Origin of the sequence: Roseomonas sp. AR75, assembly GCF_005222815.1 — a bacterium.
Lineage (GTDB): Bacteria > Pseudomonadota > Alphaproteobacteria > Acetobacterales > Acetobacteraceae > Falsiroseomonas.
In genome coordinates this window covers 270,409-291,975 of sequence record NZ_STGB01000005.1, presented here as the reverse complement: position 1 = coordinate 291,975, position 21,567 = coordinate 270,409, and the positions used below count along the sequence as shown (strand labels likewise).

16 protein-coding genes are annotated in these 21,567 nt (G+C 72.4%); 9 read left to right on the top strand and 7 right to left on the bottom strand.

The window, feature by feature from the left end; genetic code table 11:
* Positions 1 to 2: 2 nt before the first annotated feature.
* A complete protein-coding gene (locus tag E4T13_RS21040) occupies positions 3 to 1,139 on the bottom strand; it encodes a glycosyltransferase family 4 protein (RefSeq protein WP_170985124.1) in 1,137 nt (378 codons plus the stop codon).
* Positions 1,140 to 1,318: 179 nt separating this feature from the next.
* On the opposite strand from E4T13_RS21040, the gene E4T13_RS21035 reads away from it, so the two are divergent.
* Both E4T13_RS21035 and E4T13_RS21030 read left to right on the top strand, forming a co-directional pair.
* Positions 1,319 to 2,128, top strand: coding sequence for a TylF/MycF/NovP-related O-methyltransferase (locus tag E4T13_RS21035; RefSeq protein WP_240791269.1), 810 nt, complete (start codon positions 1,319 to 1,321; stop codon positions 2,126 to 2,128).
* Between the two features lie 144 nt (positions 2,129 to 2,272).
* Positions 2,273 to 2,731, top strand: a complete 459-nt coding sequence (locus E4T13_RS21030) for a DUF6525 family protein (protein ID WP_137180306.1) — start codon at positions 2,273 to 2,275, stop codon at positions 2,729 to 2,731.
* A gap of 2 nt (positions 2,732 to 2,733) precedes the next feature.
* Here E4T13_RS21030 and E4T13_RS21025 read toward each other — a convergent pair whose 3' ends face one another.
* Positions 2,734 to 3,327 (bottom strand): SIS domain-containing protein, encoded by a 594-nt coding sequence (locus E4T13_RS21025; protein WP_137180305.1) that lies wholly within the window; start codon positions 3,325 to 3,327, stop codon positions 2,734 to 2,736.
* A gap of 48 nt (positions 3,328 to 3,375) precedes the next feature.
* Between E4T13_RS21025 and E4T13_RS21020 the strand changes: the two genes are divergently transcribed.
* From E4T13_RS21020 to E4T13_RS20995, 4 genes are all read left to right on the top strand, one after another.
* Positions 3,376 to 4,116 carry a YdcF family protein gene (locus E4T13_RS21020; protein WP_137180304.1) on the top strand — a complete coding sequence of 247 codons (741 nt, stop codon included), beginning with the start codon at positions 3,376 to 3,378 and terminating at the stop codon, positions 4,114 to 4,116.
* A gap of 157 nt (positions 4,117 to 4,273) precedes the next feature.
* Positions 4,274 to 6,142, top strand: a complete 1,869-nt coding sequence (locus tag E4T13_RS30915; RefSeq protein ID WP_206030263.1) for a M10 family metallopeptidase C-terminal domain-containing protein — start codon at positions 4,274 to 4,276, stop codon at positions 6,140 to 6,142.
* Positions 6,143 to 6,217: 75 nt separating this feature from the next.
* Positions 6,218 to 7,417, top strand: coding sequence for a VanZ family protein (locus tag E4T13_RS21000; protein WP_137180303.1), 1,200 nt, complete (start codon positions 6,218 to 6,220; stop codon positions 7,415 to 7,417).
* On the top strand, positions 7,414 to 8,490 hold the full coding sequence (locus E4T13_RS20995) for a GNAT family N-acetyltransferase (RefSeq protein ID WP_137180302.1): 1,077 nt from the start codon (positions 7,414 to 7,416) through the stop codon (positions 8,488 to 8,490). The genes E4T13_RS21000 and E4T13_RS20995 overlap by 4 nt, the downstream gene beginning before the upstream one ends.
* Here the strand turns inward: E4T13_RS20995 and E4T13_RS29990 are convergent.
* Positions 8,459 to 8,617, bottom strand: a complete 159-nt coding sequence (locus E4T13_RS29990; RefSeq protein ID WP_170985122.1) for a hypothetical protein — start codon at positions 8,615 to 8,617, stop codon at positions 8,459 to 8,461. The genes E4T13_RS20995 and E4T13_RS29990 overlap by 32 nt on opposite strands.
* A gap of 298 nt (positions 8,618 to 8,915) precedes the next feature.
* Between E4T13_RS29990 and E4T13_RS20990 the strand changes: the two genes are divergently transcribed.
* On the top strand, positions 8,916 to 9,848 hold the full coding sequence (locus E4T13_RS20990; RefSeq protein WP_137180301.1) for a glycosyltransferase: 933 nt from the start codon (positions 8,916 to 8,918) through the stop codon (positions 9,846 to 9,848).
* A gap of 154 nt (positions 9,849 to 10,002) precedes the next feature.
* Here E4T13_RS20990 and E4T13_RS20985 read toward each other — a convergent pair whose 3' ends face one another.
* From E4T13_RS20985 to E4T13_RS20970, 4 genes are all read right to left on the bottom strand, one after another.
* Complete coding sequence (locus E4T13_RS20985; RefSeq protein WP_170985121.1) at positions 10,003 to 12,264, bottom strand: glycosyltransferase; 2,262 nt, start codon at positions 12,262 to 12,264, stop codon at positions 10,003 to 10,005.
* Positions 12,265 to 12,280: 16 nt separating this feature from the next.
* Positions 12,281 to 14,536, bottom strand: a complete 2,256-nt coding sequence (locus tag E4T13_RS20980; protein ID WP_137180299.1) for a glycosyltransferase — start codon at positions 14,534 to 14,536, stop codon at positions 12,281 to 12,283.
* Between the two features lie 137 nt (positions 14,537 to 14,673).
* Positions 14,674 to 17,205: an ATP-binding protein gene (locus tag E4T13_RS20975; protein ID WP_137180298.1), complete on the bottom strand. Its 2,532-nt coding sequence runs from the start codon at positions 17,203 to 17,205 to the stop codon at positions 14,674 to 14,676.
* Between the two features lie 103 nt (positions 17,206 to 17,308).
* Positions 17,309 to 19,183 (bottom strand): ABC-F family ATP-binding cassette domain-containing protein, encoded by a 1,875-nt coding sequence (locus tag E4T13_RS20970; RefSeq protein WP_137180297.1) that lies wholly within the window; start codon positions 19,181 to 19,183, stop codon positions 17,309 to 17,311.
* A 115-nt stretch (positions 19,184 to 19,298) separates the two neighbouring features.
* Between E4T13_RS20970 and ndk the strand changes: the two genes are divergently transcribed.
* Together ndk and E4T13_RS20960 are read left to right on the top strand one after the other, a co-directional pair.
* The gene (gene ndk / locus E4T13_RS20965; RefSeq protein ID WP_137180296.1) at positions 19,299 to 19,721 is read left to right on the top strand and encodes a nucleoside-diphosphate kinase; all 423 of its coding nucleotides are present in this window, start codon (positions 19,299 to 19,301) and stop codon (positions 19,719 to 19,721) included.
* Positions 19,722 to 19,845: 124 nt separating this feature from the next.
* The gene (locus tag E4T13_RS20960) at positions 19,846 to 21,531 is read left to right on the top strand and encodes a methyl-accepting chemotaxis protein (RefSeq protein WP_137180295.1); all 1,686 of its coding nucleotides are present in this window, start codon (positions 19,846 to 19,848) and stop codon (positions 21,529 to 21,531) included.
* Positions 21,532 to 21,567 lie beyond the last annotated feature (36 nt).

Here is a 21,567-nt window from a genome sequence, read left to right as displayed (position 1 = left end):
GATCATGCCGTGCGGTATTCCTGTTCCAGCCGGTCGGTGATCGCCTCCCACAGGAAGCCTTGCGCCCAGCGCCGGCCGGCCTCGCCCATCCGGGCACGCGCGGCCGGGTCCGCGCCGAGCCGCTCCATCGCCGCGACGAGCGCGTCCACATCCTCGAGCGGGATGAGGATGCCCGTGTCGTCCGGCACCACCTCCGGCACGCCGCCGATCGCGGTGCCGATCACCGGCACGCCGTAGCGCATCGCCTCGACGAAGGGCATGCCGAAGCCTTCGTAGCGGGAGGGCATGACGAAGACATCCGAGCCCGCATAGGCAGCCTCCAGCGTCGCCTCATCCACCAGGCCCAGCACGCGGATGGCATCGCCGAACTCTTCCTCCAGCGACGCCTTCGTGGCGTCCGAGACGCGACCCACCACATCCAGGCGCCAGCCCGGCCGACGCAGGCGCGCGAAGGCGGCGCGGAGCAGGTCGAAGCCCTTGCGGTGCTCGTCCACCCGCCCGACGAACAGGAACACCGCCTCGTTCGGTGCGCGCTCCGACCGCGTCAGCGCGCGCGCGGGATCGACGCCGTTCGGCAGCACCGCCAGGCGCTCGCGCGGCACCTTCGGGTACTCCGCCAGGAAGGGTTCGTAGTCCAGCCGCGTCAGGTGGAAGACGCGGCGCGCGCAGCGCATCGGCAGCGCGTTCAGCCCGTGCAGCAGGCGGTACTGCCGCTCCTGGCCGGGCTGCATGTCCGGATGGTAGTGCGGCGAGTAGAAGAATTTCCGGCGCCGCGTCCAGGCGTGCCAGGCGGCGCCGAAGGCCCAGGCGGGGGCGGCGATCTGATGGGCGTGCAGCACCTCCGGCGCGATCCGCCGCAGCGTCGCGCCGAGCCCCTCGATCAGCAGCCCGCCATTGTTGAGATAGGTCCAGCGCCAGTTCGGCTTGGCCAGGCGCACGCGCAGCCGGTGCACGGTGAAGCCTTCCACCTCCTCAAGGGCGGGCAGCCCCTCGAAGCGGCCGGTCGGGTAGCGGAGGGAGGAGGTGACGACATGCACCTCATGCCCCCTGCCGGCCAGATGGCGGGCATGGTTCAGCATCACCTTCTCCACCCCATCGAGCTGGGGGAAGAAGAAGGGGCCGACGATCGCGATCCTCACCCTGGCTGCGCTCCGCGGCGATACGGCTGGGTTTCTTCCAGACCGGCGGCGGCCGCGCAATGCGGTCGCCTCACCGGCCGCATGTAACCTGGACGCGAACATTGCGACCAGTTGCGCAACGACCGCGCCCATGCGACCAGAGGGACATGGCGGCTTCGATGTTGCGTCCCTTGCGTACGATGGTCCGGCGCGCGCTCGAAGCCGCGGGCCTCGTCGCCATCCCCGCATCCCAGTGGCGGGAGCTGCGCAACCATCGGACGGTCCGCGCCATCCATCGCCGCGACGTCATCGAGATCGAGGAGCTCTACCGCAGCTTCGTCTTCCCCGACCTGCCGCGCGATCCGCAGCGCGTGGATATCCTGCACAACCTGGAAGGCACGACGGTGGGGGAGGGCGTGCATATCGTCCACTACCTGCATCGCGCGCTGCGCCAGCCCGGCGATGTCTGCGAGTTCGGCTGCAACGAGGGCGCCACATCGCGCCTGCTGGCGAATGAGATCCTGCCCCATGCGGAGCGCCGCCTCTGGCTGTTCGACAGCTTCGAGGGGCTGCCCGCGCCGGGCGAGAAGGACCGGCTGATCGACGACATCGCCCATCTCGGCGACATCGCCCGCTACCAGGGCGACATGCGCGCGACCGAGGAGCAGGTGCGGGACAAGCTCGCCCTGGTGCCTTTCCCGCCGGAACGCACGCGGGTCGTGAAGGGCTGGATCGAGCAGACCCTGGCGCGGCCGGAGGTGCCGCGGCAGGTCGCCTTCGCCTATGTCGACCTCGACTTCCACGATCCGATCCGCCTGGCCCTGGACTTCCTCGACCGCAGCATGCAGCCCGGCGGTTACGCGGTCGTGGACGATTACGGCTTCTTCTCCGAAGGCGCGCAGCTTGCGGTCGATGCCTTCGTCGCCGCGCATCCGAGCCGCTGGCGCCTGCTGATGCCGCATCCCGCGGCGGGGAAGTTCTGCGTCCTGGAACGCCTCGCCGCGGTCTGATCCCGTGGGCCGCCGCTGCCGGAACGCGGTGATCGGCCTGGTGGCGCGCCCGGTGCCGCGCCATGCCGGCGGCGTGGGCCTGCCCCGCCATGCCGCCCGGCCCGCTGCGGTATTCCCAAACCCGCCGTGTCGGTAGAAGGCGGCATGGACAACAGCATGGCCGCCAAGCCCTACAGCAAGCTCAAGGGCGACCCCTACCAGGCCTATGAGGCACTGCCGGTCGAGGTGCGCCAGGCGCTGCAGGAAGCCCTGGTGGACTGGTGTCCGCTCCGCGCGCGCGAATGGCATCTCCGGCTGCTGCGCCAGGATCGGCTGCGGCCGGCCCATGCGGCGTCCTTCCTCGTGCAGACCATCCGCAGGCAGGACCACGCCGAAGTGGCCGCCTTCGCGCGGACATGGCCCAAGGGTGCCGCGGCCTATCCGCATGTCGCCGCCGGCGCCACGCTGCAGCGCTATGTCGGGACGGATGGCATCCCGGCCGCCGAACCTGTCGTCATCGCCCCGCCGGCAGGAAAAAAGCGGCCCAAGGCAGTGCGGCCCAAGGCAGTGCGGCCCAAGGCAGTGCGGGCCAAGCGCCCGACCCGGCGACGCGCCCGGCGCTAGGACTACGCCGCCAGCCGCTCCTCCACCGCCGCGCAGAAGCAGTGGTACAGCACCAGATGCACCTGCTGGATCGCCGGCGTGAAGCGCGACGGCACCGCGAGCAGCACGTCGCAGAGCGCCGCCATCCGGCCGCCGCCCTCGCCGGTCAGGCCGATGGTGGCCATGCCCCGCTCCCGCGCGGCCTCCATAGCCAGCACGACGTTGCGCGAATTGCCGGAGGTGGAGAGGCCCATCAGCACGCCGCCCGGCTCGGCATAGGCTTCCACCTGGCGGGCGAAGACCGTGTCGTAGGCGTAGTCGTTGCTCCACGCCGTCAGCACCGCCGGGTTGGAGGCCAGGCAGATCGCCTTCAGCGCGCGGCGTTCCTTCAGAAAGCGCGCGACGAGCTCGCCGACGATGTGCTGCGCATCCGCCGCCGAGCCGCCATTGCCGCAGACCAGCAGCGGTCGTCCGGCGCCGAGCGCATCCGCGGTGAGCGCCACCGCGCGGTCCATCGCGGCATCGAGCCCGGCGGCGCGGGTGGCGGCGAGAAGCTCGCCGGCCTCGCGCAGCCAGCGGTCGAGTTCGGCGGTGTGCGGCGATGCGGCCTCGGTCATCACGCGGCAGCGATGGACGAAAGCCGCCCGGAAGTCTAGGCGGGCGCGATGCCGATCCAGGGGACGCTGACCAGCCTGTTCTTGCCGCCCCTGGCGCTGGTGCTGCTGGTGCTGGTCGCGGGGCTGCTCGCCTGGCGCGGGCGGCGCCTGGCCGGCGCTGTCGCGGCGCTCGCCGCGATCCTGCTGCTGCTGCTCGCCACGCCCTTCGCCGCCGGCGCCCTGACCTATGCGCTGGAGCGCGAGGCACGCTTCGAGGCGCCGCCCGGCGCCCCGCCGCCGGGCGCGATCATCGTGCTGGGGGGCGAGATGGCCTCGGGCTCGGTCGTGCCGGAGATCGGACCGCTGACGCTGGAACGGCTGCGCGCCGCGGCCGCCTTGCATCGCAGCACCGGGCTGCCGCTGCTGGTCACCGCCGGGCCGGTCTCGCGCGGCGCGCCGCCGCTGGCGGAACTGATGGCGAAAAGCCTCAAGGAGGATTTCCGCGTCCCCGTCCGCTGGGTGGAGGCGGTGGCGCGCGACACGCGCGACAATGCCGCACTGTCGGTTGCGAAGCTGCGCGCGGATGGGGTGGAGGCGGCGCTGCTGGTCAGCCATGGCTGGCACCTCGCGCGCGCCGAGGCCGCCTTCGCGCGGCTCGGCTTCCCGGTCACGGGCGCGCCGGTGCATCGCCGGCGCATGCCGGAGGGGATCGCGACGGACTGGATCCCCCGGCCGGACCATCTGGCCCAGAGCTGGTACGCCTTGCGCGAATGGGCGGGGATGATTGTGTATCGACTCCGCGATGGTTGAGCCACGCGGAACGGGTGCCCGCAAAGGTTGACGTAGACAATCTGCTGATCACTATGCCGTGAGCACCGGAACCCTTGCCGGAATGGCGGGGCGCCGGGGCTCGTTGGCAGCCGAAGCCTGTCCGGGGCGAGACCCGGGCACAGCCGGAGGATCAGTCTTGGCCACCCTTACCGTCGGAACCGGGCAGCAATACGCCACCATCGCCGCCGCCGTCGCAGCCTCGAAGGACGGCGACGTCATCGCCGTGCAGGCCGGCACCTACACCAACGACTTCGCCACGATCACCACGGACATCACCATCAAGTCCGTCGGCGGCATCGCGAAGCTTGTCGCCACCACCGCCCCGCCGAACGGCAAGGCCATCCTGATCACGCGCAGCGACGTCACGATCCAGGGGCTGGAGTTCACCGGCACGAAGGTGCCGGACGGCAACGGCGCCGGCATCCGCTTCGAGGGCGGCAACCTCACCATCCTCGACAGCTATTTCCACAAGAACCAGAACGGCCTGCTCGGCGGCACCTATCTGGACGGCACCATCACCATCCGCCGCTCCGAATTCGCCGACAACGGCGCCGGCGACGGCAAGACCCACGGCATCTATGTCGGCAAGATCAAGAGCCTGCTGGTCGAGGACAGCTACTTCCACGGCACCAAGGTCGGCCACGAGATCAAGAGCCGCGCGCTGGAGACCGTGATCCGCGACAGCCGCATCCAGGACGAGGGCGGCAGTTCCAGCTACAGCATCGACCTGCCGAATGGCGGCCGTGCCGTGCTGGAGAACAACGTGATCCAGCAGGGTTCGGCTTCGCAGAATCCGGCCATCGTGCATTTCGGCGGCGAGGGCACGCCGCATGCCGGCTCGACCCTGACGATGACGGACAACATCGTCATCAACAGCCTCTCCTCGCCCAGCACCCGCCTGCTCCTGAACCAGAGCGGCTACGGCGCGACCATCACGGGCACCGACGTGTTCGGCCTGACCGCGAACCAGATGGCCGGTGCGGGCACGGCGACGGTGACCGGCACGACCTTCCTGACCAGCGCGCCGGCGCTCGACACCTCCTCGCCCTGGACGGGCGATGGCGGCACCGGCGGCGGCACCGGCGGCGGCACGGGTGGCGGCACGGGGGGCGGCACGGGTGGCGGAACGGGGGGCAGCTACACCGGCACCGCCGGGAACGACCTGCTGACGCTCGCCGCGGCGGTCACCGGCGCGACGGTCGATCTCGGCGCCGGGTCGGACCGGCTGGACCTTGCCAACGGGACCAACGCGGTCGCGGTCGCGAATGTCGAGCGCGTCTATGGCGGCTCGGGCGCCGACACCGTCACCTGGACCACCGCGGCGAAGAGCGCCATCGCCGATCTCGGCGGCGGCGTGGATACGCTGGTGCTGTCCTCCGCCGGCAGCAACGCCATCAAGGTCCTCGGCGTCGAGACGATCCGCGGCGGGTCGGCCGCGGATGCCGTCACCTTCGCCGCCGCCGTGACGGACGGCGTGATCGACCTCGGCGCGGGGCGCGACAGCGTCAAGCTCTCCTCGCTCGGCGCCAACAGCGTCACGCTGGCGAATGTGGAAGTCGCCACCGGCGGCACCCTTGCCGACCGCATCGCGCTTTCCACCGCGGGTGCGGCGACGCTGGATGGCGGCGCCGGCAACGACACGCTGGTGGGGAACGGCGGGGCGGATCGGCTGACCGGCGGCACCGGGCGCGACGCGATGACCGGCGGCGGGGGCGCGGACAAGTTCGTGTTCCGGGCGGGCGACAGCGCGGTCGGTGCGCCGGACCGCATCACCGATTTCCAGGCCGGCACGGACGACCTGGTCTTCACCAAGCTGCTGCAGGGCAGCTTCGCCTGGCTGGGCAGCGCGGCTTTCGACGGAAGCGGCAATTCCGAGGCGCGGATGGCCGCCGGCACCACGCTGCTGCTGGTCGATGCCGACGGCAACGGCAGCGCGGAGATCGCCGTGGACCTGACGGGCGGCAGCCTGGCGGGCTTCGGCGCCAAGGACTTCATCTGGAGCTGAAATCCCGCGCCGGGCGATCCCGCCCGGCGCCGACCTGGCCTATCCTGCCGCCGCGACGAGGGGGATGCCCGGCAGGTGACGGAACAGCGGCCGGGGAGGGGTGTCGGCCTGGCGGCCCTCCTGCTCGGCGTCCTGGTGGCGGGCTTCATCGTCTATGGCTCGCTCTATCCGTTCCGCTTCGCGCCGCTGCCCGAGGGCAGGGCGCTCGGCCCGGCGATCCTTGCCGCGCTGCTGCGCCATCCCGGCGGGCGCGGCGACATCCTGGCGAACCTGGTGCTGTATGCGCCGTTGGGCTTCGCGCTGGCGCTCGCCCTGCAGGCACGCCTCCGGCCGGGAGCCGCGATGGGTCTGGCGGCCCTGGCCTGTCTGCTGCTCTCCGCGACGATGGAAGTCGCGCAGTTGCACCTCCCCCGGCGTTCCTCCTCCGGCCTCGACCTGCTGCTGAATGGGGTGGGCGGCGCGGCCGGCGCCCTGGCGGCAGGATGGATCCGGCCGCGCGGGCTGGAGGGGCTGCCGGCCAACCGCCTGGTGCCGGCCGATGCCTTCGCGCTGTTCCTGCTGGGCTGCTGGCTGGCCTACCGGCTCTATCCCTATATCCCCGCGCTGGACTACGGGGAATGGCGCGCCAGCCTGGCGCCGCTGCTGCGCCCCGTGCCGCTCGACCCCTGGCGGGTGCTGCGCCTTGCCGCGCTGTGGCTGGTGGCGGCGCGGCTGCTCGGCGCGGCCTGGCCGCGGCTCGGCGGCACGCTGCCCTTCGCCGCGCTGCTGGCCTGCGTGCTGGCCGCCGCCGTGCCGATCGTGGACCGGCGGCTGACGCGGGAGGAGGTGCTGGCGGCCGGCATCGCGCTGGCCGCCTGGCCGCTGCTGTGGCGGCTGCGCAAGGCGGACCTGCTTTTGCTGCTGTGCCTGCTCGGCGCGACCTTGGCCGAGGGACTGGCGCCCTATCGCTTCCTGTCGGAGCCGCGGTCCTTCGGCTGGGTGCCGTTCCGGTCGGTGATGCGGGGCCATTGGGGCAGCGGGCTGCAGGCGATGCTGCTGAAGACCTGTCTCTATGGCGGGCTGCTCTGGCTCGGCCTGCGGGTCGGGCTGCGCGGGTGGTTGGTGGTGCCGGCGGTGGTGGCGCTCGCGCTGGCGATCAGCCTGGCGCGGGCCTGGTTGCCCGGCCGCTCCGCCGACAGCACCGATGTCGCGCTCGCCCTCGGCGCGGCACTGCTGCTGTTCCTCGGCACAAGGCTTTCGCGCGGCGCGCCACGATGCGAAGCAGGCGGGCGATGAGCCGCGAAGCCGAAGCCCGCCTGCTGCCGGTCGCGCGCACCGGCCTGCCGGCCGCCTGCGATGGCGTGCTGCAGGATCCCGCCGCCGGCGAGTTCTTCGCCTCCCGCCTGTGGTACGACACGCTGCTGGCACACGCCCTGCCCGCCGATGAGACGCCGCTGCTGGCCGAGGCGGGGCCGGTGCTGCTGCCCCTGCTGCGCGGTCCCGGCGGCCTGTCCGCGCTGACATCGCCCTATGCGCTGGATTGGCGCCCCCTGGTCGCGCCCGGCGCGGGGGAGGCCGCGCTGCGCGCGGCCGGGCGGGCGTTCGGCCGCCTCCTGCGCTTCGCGCCGCCGGTGAGGCTGGACCTGCTGGACCCCGCGGCGCCGGGCCTGGCCGCGGTGCTGGCGGGCATGCAGGCGGCGCGGCTGCGTCCGCTGCGCTACGCCCATACCGGCAACTGGCATGAGGCGCTGCCGGCGGGCACCGGCTGGCAGGACTATCTCGCGGCAAGGCCCTCCGCGCTTCGCTCCACCATCCAGCGGAAGCTGGCCCGTGCGAAGCGGGAGGCGGCGTTCGAGATCCTGGCCGCGCCCGGCGCGGGGCTGGAGGCGGGCATCGCCGCCTATGAAGCGGTGCGGGCGCGAAGCTGGAAGCCCGACGAGCCCTTTCCCGATTTCGACGCGGCGCTGATGCGCGCGACGGCGGCGCAAGGGCTGCTGCGTCTCGGCGTGCTGCGCCGCGCGGGCGATGGGGTGCCGCTTGCGGCCCAGTACTGGATCCTGGACCGCGGCGGCCGCCGCGCCACGGTGCTCAAGCTCTCCCATGTCGAGGGGGAGCGCGCCGCTTCCCCGGGGACGGTGCTCACCGCGCTGGCGATACGTCACCTGCTGGAGGCGGACCGGGTGGAGGAACTGGATTTCGGCCGCGGCGACGACGACTACAAGCGGCTCTGGGTTGCCGAGCGGCGGCAGCGGATCGGGGTGGTGCTGGCCGACCCGCTGCACCCGGCGGGGCTGGCGGCGATCCTGCGCCAGATGGCCGGCGGGCTGCGCCGGCGCTTCAGCCCACCAGCATCCGGATCAGGGCGATGACGGCGACCCAGGAGAGGACGGACAGCGCGGCGATGGTGGCGACGGCTGCAGGCGGCGAAAGTCGCTCGCCGCGTTCGGCCGGGCCATCCAGCTCGATCGATGCGTCCTGCAGGGGAACCCTGGTCATCGCTTGCGCTCCGGCTCGCCACGGCGTGTCGTGGCGGAGCTCAGTATCGGCTCGGGATGTAAATGGCTTGCTAACGGCGGGGGCGGATGAGATGTGGCCGCGACGCGTCGCGGGGCGGCGGGCCGGCGATCGGCGTGGGGAGGCAGGTTCCACCAGGCGGCCCGAAGCGTGCCCGGCGTGCTTCCTCCGCGCGGGGCCGCGCGCCATACGGCAATGCAACGAACCGGGAAAGACGACCTCATGTTCACGTTTTCGTGCTACACGACTTATCCGCGGTTTACCAGGGTGAATTGACATCATGGAGTCACCAACCGGCGGTCATGTTCCCGTTTTCGTTTCAATCTGCATCTTTGCCTACAACGAGGAGTCGCATATCGCAGCCGCGCTCGACGCCCTCGACGCCTGCGGGACCGAGGCGCGGCTGCGACTCCATGTGCTGATCAATGGCTGCACCGACGGCACCGAGGCCGCGGTGCGCGCCTGGCAGCCGCGCCATGTCGAGGTCGTGCCGGTCGTGCTTGCGCGCGGCGACAAGGCGAATGCCTGGAACCACTACGTGCATGAGGTCGCCCCCCTCGACGCCGACATCCATGTCTTCACCGATGGCGACATGCTCGTCTCAAAGGGTTCGATCGCCGCCTTCCTCGCCGCCTTCGCGGCCGAGCCGCATGCCAATGGCTGCGCCGGCCTGCCGGTCAGCGGGCGCAGCCGCGACGGCTTCCGCGCCAAGCTGCAGCGCGGGCGGGAGATGGCGGGCAACCTCTATGCGCTGCGCGGGCGCTGCGTCGCCGCCTTCCGGGAGGCCGGGCTGCGCCTGCCCTTCGGCATGTTCGGCGAGGACGGGCTGGTCACTGCGCTGGTGAAATACGACCTCGACCTGCGCAACCCGCGCGACGACCTTCGCGTGACCTCGGCCGAGGGGGCGGGCTTCGGCTATGTGCCGCTGTCGCTCTGGCGGCCGCGTGACTGGCGCACCTATCGGAACCGCAAGATGCGCTACGCGGTGCGACGGCAGCAGGCGCTGATGCTCTACGACCTGCTGCGCGCCGGCGGGCCCGCGGCGATGCCGGCGCATGTCGTCGATCTCTATCGCGAGCGCGGCGCCGCGATGCGCCTGGCCTGGCGGGGGCCGGACACCTGGTTCGACTGGGTCGCGATCCGCCGCATCCGCCGCGACATGGCGGCTGATGACAGCGTGAAGCAGGAGGCGCGGGCGCACCTCTACAGCTGATGGCGAGGCACGACGTTCCGACCTGCGGCCGCCGTGAGGCGGCCGAGCGCCCGAATGGGCGCCGCCGCGCGTGCGGCGAAGCCAAGCGCGCGGAGGCGCGCGCCGGCGTCTGAGGCACGAAGGCGATCCCTTCGTGCGCCAGACCGAGCCGCCTTCAGCGCCGCCCGGCCGGCAGCGTGGCGAGGCGCGCGTGCAGCGCGGAGGGGGTGGTGAAGGCGCCGCCGATCTCGTCGCGGAAGAAGGTCAGGAACCCGTCCAGGTCCCGCAGCAGCGCCTGCAACTCGGCTTCCGAGCGCACATAGGGCGTGTTGCCCACCTGCAGCGTCGGGCTGTGCAGGCTGAGGGTGAACACGCCGAGCTTGTCCTGCCGCAGCCGCCAGGTGACCGCCCGCATGTCCGCCAGCTCGCAGCCTTCCGGCGAGAGGCGGCGCGGCACGAAGGCGTTGACGCGCTGCGCCACCCGGGCCAGGCGCAGCCGCCGCCCGAGCGGGCTCTGGATCGCCCGCAGCACCGGATCGGGCCGGCGGCCGAGCCAGCCCAGCGGGGCTGCGGTGGTGGGCAGGGACAGCAGGCGCCGCGTGCGCCCGAACCAGCCGGGGCGGGACGTGAACCGCGAGAAATCCGGCCCGCCGAGATGGCTGTAGTCGTACCAGGGGCAGATGCTGAGGTCGGTCTCGAAGCCGAGATCCTCGATCGTGTCGAAGGTGTTGGGGCTGAGCCCGTAGCGCCCCGCCTTGAACAGCTTCGGGCGTTCGCCGATCAGTTCGGCGACGCGCTCCGTCAGGGTGATCAGCTTCGCCCGTTCTAGCCAGGTGCCGAGATTGCCCGAGAAGGAATGCCAGTCGTCCTTGATCTCGACGATCGGCGGCGTGGTCCAGGGATGCAGATGCACGCCGACCTCGCAGCCTTCCGCGGCGAGCTTGGCGATGATGCGCTGGCTCACTTCCTGCGTCGCGATGGGATGGTCGATCAGCAGCGCCGGCTTCACGCCGTGCTTGCGGAAGACGTCGAAGCTCGCCTCCATCCCGGTGATCGAGGAGACCTCCCCGAAATCGGTGGCGATGCCCTTGTGCCAGTCGAAATGCGCCTCGGTATCGATCACCACCTGCAGCAGCGGCTGCCAGTCCGGCGGCGTGTCGAACTCCTCCAGCCCCAGCGCCGCCGGGCCTTCGCTCAGCCGCCGGGTGAAGCTGACGCGCAGGTCGGGCAGCGGCGCCGGCACCGGCCCGGCCTCGCCCCGGCGATACAGCGCGGCGTAGCGCGCGGCGACCGTGCCGAGCTCCAGGTTGCGCTCGGCGAAGCCGCGATGCGCCTCGCCCATGCTGGCGCGCAGGCCGGGATCGGCGCGCAGGTGGCGGATCGCGGCGACGAACTGATCGGCATCGGCGGCCATGAAGCCGGCGCGGCCCTGGTCGATGATGAAGTCGGTCAGGCCCGGCAGGAAGGTGCTGACGATCGGCACGCTGCGCGCCATCGCCTCGAGATACACGTTCGGGAAGCCCTCGGCGGTGGAGGCGAAGACGAAGGCGTCGGCCGCGGTGAACCAGCGCGCCGCGTCGTTGCGGAAGCCGGCCAGGATCACCCGGTCCTCGATCCCCTCGCGCGCCATGATGGCGCGGATCTCCGCGACGTAATCGTCCTCCAGCAGCGGGCCGACCACGGCGAGCTTCACCGCGGGATCGGGGATGCGCGCCAGCGCCTCCACCAGGAAGGCGATGTTCTTGCGGCGGGAGACGGAGCCGACATTGAGCAGCACCATGTCCTCGGCCGCCAGGCCGAGCGCCTCGCGCGCCCCGGCACGGTCCTCCGGCGTGACCGGCGCGAAGTCGAGCGCCACGCCCTGCGGGATGAAGGCGAGACGGGACGGCGGCACCGTCTCCAGTGACCGGCGCAGCAGGTGCGGGCTGATCACGACGAAGGTGCTGATGCTGCGCATCAGCAGCCGCACCAGCGGCCGGTTGCGCCGCTTGTATTCGGCCAGCAGCTGGGTCGGGCTGTCGTCCAGCGTGCAGGAGAACAGCACCGGCCTGCCGCGTGCCCGGGCGAAGGCATAGGCCAGGAATGACCGGCTCACATGGGCATGCAGATGCACCAGGTCGAAGCGGTCGAGATGGGCGGCGAGCCAGCGCAACAGCGCGATCTCCGACGCCTCGCCATAGCGGTTGGCCAGGTAGTGGACGGGGATGCCCTCGACCGCGCCGGTCTCCACGCCGTCCGGCGTCACGGTCTCATAGGCCAGCACCTCGTTCGCGATGCCGCGCGCTTCGAGATGCGGGATCAGCCGCGTGTAGTAGATGCCGTCGCCCGTGTAGTCCGGATGGAACCGCCGGTAGACATGCAGCACGCGCAGCGGGCGGCCGCCCTCGGCGCCGGCCGCGCTGGCAGGAAGGATCGGGTAGGCAGGGCTCTCGGGCATCGTCCTCTGCGACTGCTCAGACGGCCGGCACGGGGGCGGCCGCCGCTCGGGCGGGTTCCATGGGGCGGCCGAAGCGGATCTCCTCCCAGCGGGCCGGCCGGCCCCCCACCTCCTCGCGGAAGAAGGTGTAGAAATCGTCGAGCCATTCGAGAAGTCGGCCGACATCCTCCTCGCGCCGCGTATACGGCGTATTGCCGGGTTCGAGCGAGGGGGAATGGTAGGTCAGGACGAAGATCCCGTGGCCCTGCGCGAGCATGTGACGCACCAGCCGCCGCGCCTCCTCGGTCGTGATGCCTTCCGGGCTGAGCCGGATCCGCTCCAGCAGGCCCAGCCGGGCGAGCCCCGCGCCGAGCGCCCGCTGGCCCGACCCGCCATAGGCGATCGGCGCGAGTCGCGTCCCGTAGCGCGTCGCGAGCCGCCCGACCAGGGCCGCCGAGACCGGGATCTCCATCAGCCGCCGCTCGCGGTCCAGCCAGTGCGGCCGGGCGCAATGCGGCCAGTCGCCGCGCGTCCATTCGGTGCCTTCGGGCGGCCAGCAGACGGGCAGGCTGCTGTCGGCCAGGTAGCCCAGCCGCTTCAGCACGTCCGCGGTGCGCCGCCCGGCGCCATAACGCCCGGCGCGGAAGATGCGGGGCTGCACGCCAAGCCTGTCCTGGATCGCCTCCGTCAGGCGGCGTGCCTTCTCGTATTCCAGCGCGGCGGGCAGGTTGCCGGCATAGCTGTTGTGGCCGGTCACCTCCTCGAGGAAGGGCGGGTTCACCCAGGGGTGGAGCTGCGCGCCGATGTCGCAGCGCCCGTCCCGCAGCAATTCGCGCAGCGGCGCGCAGCCTTCCTCCTGCGCGACAACGGGGTAGTCCGCCAGGTAAGTCGGCACCACGCCGTGCCGGTCGAACACCCGGTGCGCCAGGTGCAGCCTGGCCATGGCCCGGACATCCGCGGCATCGCGCGAGAAGGGCCGCGACCAGTCGAAGCTCTCCTCGGCGTCCACGGTGGTCAGCAGCAGCGGCACCTCGCCGGGCGGGCGGGCCACCGGCTGGTGGAACCGCCGGTCGATGACCGAGGCGGTGCAGCCCATGCCCGTCTCCGGCAGGGAAGCGGCGGGGGCGGCATCGGCATGCGCGCCGAGGCCGTACACGTCGAGCCAGCGTCGCGCGATGGCGCGCATGTCGAAGCGGCGGCGCGCGAGGTCGCGCGCCGCGGCGCCGATGCGCCGTCGCAGCGGCGCCGAGGCGAGGAGGTCGAGCGTGGCGGCAGCGAAGCCTTCGGCATCGTCGAACAGGAAGCCGGTGCGGCCCTGCAGCACGAAATCGTCGTTCACCCCGGGCAGCCGGCGCGCCACCACCGGCAGCCCATGCGCCATCGCCTCCGGCACCACCGTGCCGAAGCCCTCCAGGCGGGAGGCGAAAACCAGGATGTCGGCGGCGGCGAACCAGGGATGCGGGTCCAGCCGCTCCCCGGCGAAGACCACCGCCTCCGCCACGCCGAGCCGCGCCGCGGTCGCACGCAGTTCGGCGGCGTAGCCGGGATCGAGTTCCGGCCCGACCAGCGCCAGACGCAGCCGGGGATGCGCCGCGCGCAGCCGCGGCAGCGCCTCGATCAGCAGCAGCGGGTCCTTGCGCGGCACCAGCCCGCCGACGAAGAGCAGCACCGGGTCCAGCGCGCCGGCGCCGATCTCCGTGCGCAGCCGGGCGCGGGTCGCCGCCGGCTGCGCCGGCGTCGTGATGCCGCAGGGAATCAGGTGGCACCGTTCGGCCGGCGCCATCGCGCGCGTCTCCGAGTGCAGCTTCGGACTGATGCCGACATAGGCGTGGAACAGGCCGAAGCCGCGCCGCGCCAGCGGCCTGAGGCTCGGCCGGTACTGCGCGACCAGCACCGGCAGGCTGTCGTCCAGCGTCGCCGACAGCACCAGGCGGCAGCCGAACAGCCGCGCCAGGAGGTAGCTGCCGAAATACCAGTCCGCATGGGTCCGCACATGCACGGTGTGGAAGCGGCGCAGGTTGGTCAGCATCCACCACAGCAGCGCGATGCCGTTGAACCCGCCGCGCGAGAGATAGGTGATCCGCCTGAGCGTGGAGCAGGCAACCCCGGCCGCCGGATCGGCCGGCGCCGCGGTGTGCGTGACCAGAAGCTCATGCTCGATGTCGGGCGCAAGCTCCTGCATCACGGCGCTCGACCGTTCCAGGAAGACGCCTTCGCCGGTGAAGTCGGGCCGGTAGTACTTCAGGACGTGAAGGACCCGGACCGGCCGGCGCGTGCTGTTCTCGTCCGACATCCCGCTTCCCACGGGGAAGTCCGCGACGGACCAGTCCTAGCCTGGTGATTGATCGCGCTTCGGCTTCCCCACCCCATGGGACATCATGAAGGCCTGTTCAGGCAAGGGCGGAATGTGTCGGCGTCATGTCGTGCCGGTCAGGCAGCGGCGGCGCAGGTGAGGCGGCGCACCAGCGCATCCAGCTCCTCCTGCCGATAGGGCTTGGCCAGGCGTGGCAGCCAGGCGACCGCCTCGCCGGGCGCTTCGGCCTGGCCTGTGGCCAGCGCGACCGGCAGTCTCGGCCTGTCACGGCGCAGCCGCTCCGCCAGTTCGAGGCCGGTCATGCCGGGCATGAGGTGGTCGGTCAGCACCAGCGCGACCTCGGCATCCTGCGCCAGGCGCCGCAGCGCCTCCTCCGCCGAGGCGGCGACGACGGTGCTGTGGCCGAGATCCTCCAGCATCATCGCCGTGCCCGCGGCGACCAGCGGGTCGTCGTCCACCACCAGCACCCGGCGCGGCGGCGCCGGCGGGGCGGGCCTGGGCGGCGGCGGGGCCGGCTCCGCCGCCACCTCGGCGCGGGGCAGCCAGATCTCCACCCGGGTGCCGCCGCCGCGCCGGCTGGCCAGCAGCAGACCGCCGCCGGATTGCTGCGCCAGGCCATGCACCATGGACAGGCCGAGGCCCGAGCCTTCGCCCACGCCCTTGGTGGTGAAGAAGGGCTCGGTGGCGCGGCCGAGCGTGGCCGCGTCCATGCCCACCCCCTCGTCGCGCACCACCAGCCGCAGGTAGCGGCCGGGCAGCAATCCCGCCGGCATCGTCGCCGCGGGGGCCTCCACCGGCTCGGCCGAGATCGCGATGGCGCCGCCCTCCGGCATCGCGTCGCGTGCATTCACCACAAGGTTCATCAGCGCGAGTTCGAGCTGGTTGGCATCCGCCAGCGCCGGCGGCAGGCCCTCCGGCAGGTCCAGCTCCAGCCGTGCCTTCGGCCCGGCGGAGCGCTCCAGCAGCGGCAGCATGCCGCCGACCAGCGCGGCGAGCTCCACCGGCCGCGGCCGCAACTCCTGCCGCCGCGCGAAGGCCAGCATGCGCGCCGTGAGCGTCGCGCCGCGCTCGGCGCCCTTCTGCGCGCCGTCCAGCAGGCGCCGGAGTTGCGGCTCCGCGGGCAGGCGCTTGCGCAACAAAGCGAGGTTGCCGAGCACCACCATCAGAAGGTTGTTGAAATCATGCGCGACGCCGCCGGTGAGCTGGCCGAGGGCCTCCATCTTGCGGGATTCGTGCAGCCGATTCTCGGCGGCCTTCAGCTCCGTCAGGTCATGCGCCTCGGCCACCAGCCAGGCGACGCGGCCATCTGCACCCGAGACGGGGCGGAGCGAGACCTCGATCGGCGCAATCCGGCCATCGCCGCTGCGCGCCGTCATCTCGGCACGGACCGGGCTGCCGGCGGCCGCGTCCCGCAGCGCCTCCTTCAGCCTGTCGCGCGTCGCCCCATCGTGCCAGCCTGGCAGGGCGGAGATGTGCCGGCCCACCACCGCGCCCCGCGGCAGGCCGAGGAAGCCGAGCGCGGTGCCGTTGATCTCCAGCACCGTGCCGTCGCGGTCGAGCAGCGCCATGAGCTGGAAGGCGCTGCCGAAGATCACGCGGAAGCGCGTCTCGCTGGCGGCGAGGTCGCGCGTGCGGGAGTCCACCCGCGCCTCCAGCCCGGCCGCGGCCTCCCGCAGCGCGGCATTGGCGGTGGCGAGCTCGGCGCGCGCCCGTGCCTCGGCGCTGGCCATGCGGATCGCCAGCGCCGAGAGCAGCACCAGGCCGAGGCCGAGGCTGCCCAGCACGCCGATGGACCATCGCACCGACTGGCGCCAAGCCGCCAGCGCATCGGCGACCGGGGTGGAGGCGCTGACCACGACGGGCCAGTCGTTCAGCCGCCGGAAGGCGATGATCCGCTCCGCGCCGTCGAACGGCACGGTGCCGCGCAGCAGGCCTTCCCGTGCCGGTCCTGCCACCGCCGCGCCGAGCACGCTTCCCTGCAGGGTGGTGGCGAGCTGGTCCGCCCGGAGGCCGGTGCGCGCCAGGACGCGTCCGGCACTGTCATAGAGGCCGATGGCGAGGCCCCGGCCGAATTCCTCGGCAAGCCCCGGCGCCTCGAAGAAGCCGGCCCGCGCGGCGACCTGCACCGCGCCGTCGAACATGCCGTCGGGCGTGCGCAGGATGCGGCTGTAGGTGAAGAGAATCTCGTCGGTGATGCGGCTGTGCAGCGCCTCCCCGACATGGGTCTCGGCGCCGTCCCGGTGCGCGCGGAACCAGCCGCGATCGGAGAGATCGACCGCCGGCGCGGGATGGCCGTAGGAGGTCGCCATCGGCATGCCGTGACGATCCACCACCAGCAGGTAGTCGCCCGCCGAGCGCTGCGACAATTCGAGCAGCCAGTGATGCATGCCGACGTCGCCGCGCAGCGTCGCCGCGCCGCCGCGCTCGGCCACGCGCGCGGCAACCTGTTCAGCGATCATCTCGGAGCCGTCGAACACGCGCTGGGCATACTGCTCCGCCACGCGGGCGAGGCTCCGCATGTCGCTCTCGGCGCGCGCAAGGGCCATGGCGCGCTCTTCCTGCAGGGCGGAGACGCGCATCCACGCCATCACGGCGAGGAACAGCGCGACGAGGCCGAGCAGCGCCGTGCTCACCCGATGCGTGGCCAAGACACCTCCCGGGGGCCGTCAGGCAGGCCCCTCGGGGGGAAGCGTTACGCGGGTGGCGCCCTGCGCAGAAGCTCGGCGTCGGCTTCTCGCAAGCTCGTGATCCTCACGCGGTGTCGAGGCGCTCGGACAGCGCGAGCCATTCCTCCTCGAGTACGGAATTTTCTTTCGCGATCGCTGCGCGCCGCGTGGTCGCCCAGGCGATGTCCTCCGCCTTGCGCTTCGCATAGGTCTCGGGGTCGGCAAGGCGCTTCTCGATCAGCTTCGCTTCCAGGCCCAGGCGCTCGAGCTGCTTCTCGATCTCCTTCAGACGCTGGCGCAGCGGCGCGAGCTTTTCCCGGCTTTCCGCCCGGTCGCGCCGTTCCGCCGCCTTCGCGCCGCCGGCCGGCGCGCCGCCGTCGCGCGCGCCGGCGCGGGCGCGCTCGGCCAGCAGCGCGCGGTAGTCGTCGAGGTCGCCCTCGAACGACTTCACCGTCCCGTCGCCCACCAGCCACAGCCGGTCCGCGACCAGCTCCACCAGATGCGGGTCGTGGGTGATCAGCAGCACCGCGCCGGCGAAATCCGCCAGCGCCTTCACCAGCGCTTCCCGCGCGTCGATGTCGAGGTGGTTGGTCGGCTCGTCCAGGATCAGCAGATGCGGCGCGTCGCGCGTGCAGAGCGCCAGCAGCAGCCGCGCCTTCTCCCCGCCCGAGCATTTGTCGAGCGTCGTCTCCGCCTTCTCCCCCTGCAGCCCGAAGCGCGCGAGATGGGCGCGGCATTGCGTCTCGGTCGCGCGCGGCAGCGCGGCGCGGATGTGCGACAGCGGCGTGCCGGCGAGGTCCAGCTCCTCGGACTGGTGCTGGGCGAAGAAGCCGACGCGCAGCTTCGGCGCGCGGCGGATCTCGCCCCGCATCGCCGGCAGCCGCCCGGCGAGCAGCTTCGCCAGCGTGGATTTGCCGTTGCCATTGGCGCCGAGCAGCGCGATCCGGTCATCCTGGTCCAGGCGCAACTCCAGGTTGCGCAGCACCGGCGGACCGCCGTAGCCGACATCCGCGCGCTCGATCGCGACGATGGGGGGCGACAGTTCCTCGGGCTCGGGGAAGGCGAAGCGCGTCGGTGCATCCTCGATCACCGCCTCCAGCGGCGGCAGCTTCGCCAGCGCCTTCAGCCGCGACTGCGCCTGCCGCGCCTTGCTGGCCTTGTAGCGGAAGCGGTCCACGAAGGCCTGCATATGTGCGCGCTGCGCCGCGATCTTGCCGGCCTCCGCGGCCTGCTGCGCGGCGCGTTCGGTCTTCTGCCGGACGAAGTTCTCGAAATTGCCCTGGTAGGTGGTGATCTTCGCCCGATCCAGATGCGCGATGATGTCCACGCAGCGATCCAGCAGCCCGCGGTCGTGGCTGACCACGATGGCCGCGCCGGGGAAGCGCGTCAGCCAGCCCTCCAGCCACATCGTCGCTTCCAGGTCGAGATGGTTGGTCGGCTCGTCCAGCAGCAGCAGGTCGGGCTCCAGGAACAGCGCGCGGGCCAGCGCCACGCGCATCCGCCAGCCGCCGGAGAAGGAGGCCAGCGGCCGCGCCTGCGCCGCCGCGTCGAAGCCGAGGCCGGCCAGGATGGTGGCGGCGCGCGCGGGCGCGGCATCGGCGCGGATGGCGATCAGGCGTTCATGGATCTCGGCCGCGCGATGGCCGTCCGGCTCGGCTTCGAGCTCGGCCAGCAGGTCGGCGCGTTCCGTGTCGGCGGCCAGGACGGCATCGAGCAGGCTGCCCGCGCCGCCCGGCGCGTCCTGCGCGACATGGCCGAGGCGGGCGCGCGCGGCGAGCCGGATCTCGCCGCCATCGGGCTGGATCTCGCCGATGATCGCCTTGAGCAGCGTCGACTTGCCGGCGCCGTTCTTGCCGACCAGGCCGAGGCGGCGCCCGGTGTCGAGCGTCATGTCCGCGCCTTCCAGCAGCGCGCGGCCGCCGACGCGCAGCGTCAGGTTGCGGATGGCGAGGACCGTCATGCGCCCCCTTTAACCCCTGGCGGCGCGGCGGGGGAGGGCATCGGGCGGGACTTGCGCCGCCGCCCGGCACAGCCTATCCGGCGCGCGCCTTCGCAGACGCAACAAGGAACGCCCCATGGCCATCGAGCGCACCTTCTCCATCATCAAGCCCGACGCCACGCGGCGCAACCTGACTGGCAAGGTCAACGCCGTGTTCGAGGCGAACGGCCTGCGCATCGTCGCCCAGAAGCGCATCCACATGACGCAGGGGCAGGCCGAGACCTTCTACGGCGTGCATCGCGAGCGGCCCTTCTTCAAGGACCTGGTGAGCTTCATGACCTCCGGCCCCGTCGTGGTGCAGGTGCTGGAAGGCGAGAACGCGGTGGCGAAGAACCGCGAGCTGATGGGCGCCACCAACCCGGCCAATGCCGCGGAGGGCACCATCCGCAAGCTGTTCGCCGAGAGCATCGAGGCCAATTCGGTGCACGGCTCCGACAGCCCGGAGAATGCCGCCATCGAGATCGCGTATTTCTTCGCGGGCTCCGAGATCGTCGGCTGAGCCCCGGGGCGCTGAACACCGGGTGCCGCGCGGGCAGGCGAGGCCCTGCCCGCGGGCTCCATAAGGTCTTCGTTAAGTCCAAGCCTGCATGGTCCGCGGCGCAGAACCGCGGGAGATTTCGCCCATGCGCCGCTGGCACGCCTCGATCGGACTACGCCTCGCCGCAGCCCTGATGCTGCTCGGCGTCGTCGCGCTCGCGGCGGGCTTCGCCAATTTCGTCGCGATGCGCCATGAGGCGGAGCGGCAGGCCCAGGTGATCCGCCTCGCCGAGGCTGAATCGCTGGTCCAGCGCGTGCGCGTCGGCATCTATGCCGTGGTGATGGAGAGCCGCGGGCTCTACCTTGCCTCCAGCCGCAACCAGGCCGAGCGCTTCGCCAGCGGCCTGCGCCGCCACCTGGATGACATCGACCACGCCTGGAAGGAGCTGCGCGGGCGCCTGCCGGCCGAGGAGGCGGAGCGCATGGCGCGGCTCGGCACCGCGCTGGCCGAGTTCGTCGCGCTCCGCACGGAACTCGCCCGCATCGGCGTCGAGGAGGGGCGGGAGGCGGCCAACCGGCTCGGCAACAACGATGCGAACCGCGCCAACCGCACCGCCTTCTCCGACGCGCTGGACGCGATCGGCGTGGCGCTGAACGGCGCGGTGACCCGTCAGCGGGATGCGGCGGCGGCAGAGGCGCGGCGCGTGGCAGTAACGCTGATCGCCGTGGTGCTGATCGCCGTGCTGGCCATCACCGGTGCGGTGCTGCTGCTGACCCGGCGGCAGGTGGTGCAGCCGCTGCGCCGGCTGACCGCGGCCTTCGGCGCCATGGCGCAGGGGCGGCTGGACGTCGTCCTGCCGCCGGCCGGCAAGGACGAGGTCGGCGCCATCGCCGCCGCGGCGTCCAGCTTCCGCGACAAGCTGGCCGAGAATGCCCGCCTTGCCGCCGAGGCCGAGGCCGCCCGCGCCGAAGCCGAGGCCGCACGCCGCCAGGCGGCGCAGTCAGCCGCGCAGGAGCTGGAGACCGCGCTCGGCGCCGTGGTGCGAGGGCTTTCCGGCTCCGCGCAGGCGCTGCGCACCAGCGCGGGCGCGCTGGACGGCACGGTGCGCCGCACCGCCGACCAGGCCGGCGCCGCCGCCGAGGGCGCGAGCGTGGCGAGCCAGAATGTCGGTGCCGTCGCCGCGGCCTCCGAGCAGCTCAGCGTCGCCATCGCCGAGATCACCCGCCAGGTCGCCGAGGCCGCGTCCGCGACGCGCCGCGCGGTGTCCGACAGCCGCCGCAGCGACGCGACGGTGAAGGGCCTGACCGAGGCCGCCGGCCAGATCGGCGCGGTGGTGCAACTGATCAACGAGATCGCCGGCCAGACCAACCTGCTGGCGCTGAACGCCACCATCGAGGCGGCGCGGGCGGGCGAGGCGGGCAAGGGCTTCGCCGTGGTCGCCGGCGAGGTGAAGGCGCTTGCCGCGCAGACCGGCAAGGCGACCGAGGAGATCGGCCGGCAGATCGGCGCCATCCAGTCCGCGACGGCGGAAGCAGTGGAGGCGATCCGCGGCGTCGCCGCGCAGGTCGAGGCGGTGGATCATGTGGCGACCGCCATCGCCGCGGCGGTCGAGCAGCAGGGCGCGGCCACGCGTGAGATCGCCCGCAGCGTGGCGGAGGCGGCGAACGGCACGACCGCGGTCACCGGCGCGATCGTCGAGGTCAACGCCGCCGCCGAGACCGGCGCCGGCGCCCTCGGCGCGCTGCGCGAGGCCGCCGAGGCGGTGGCGCAGCAGGGCGGGGCGCTGCAGGAGGCGATGGACCGGATGGTGGTCAGGCTGAAGGCGGCCTGATCCGGCCTTCGCATGAGCGGATGACTGACCGCGGCG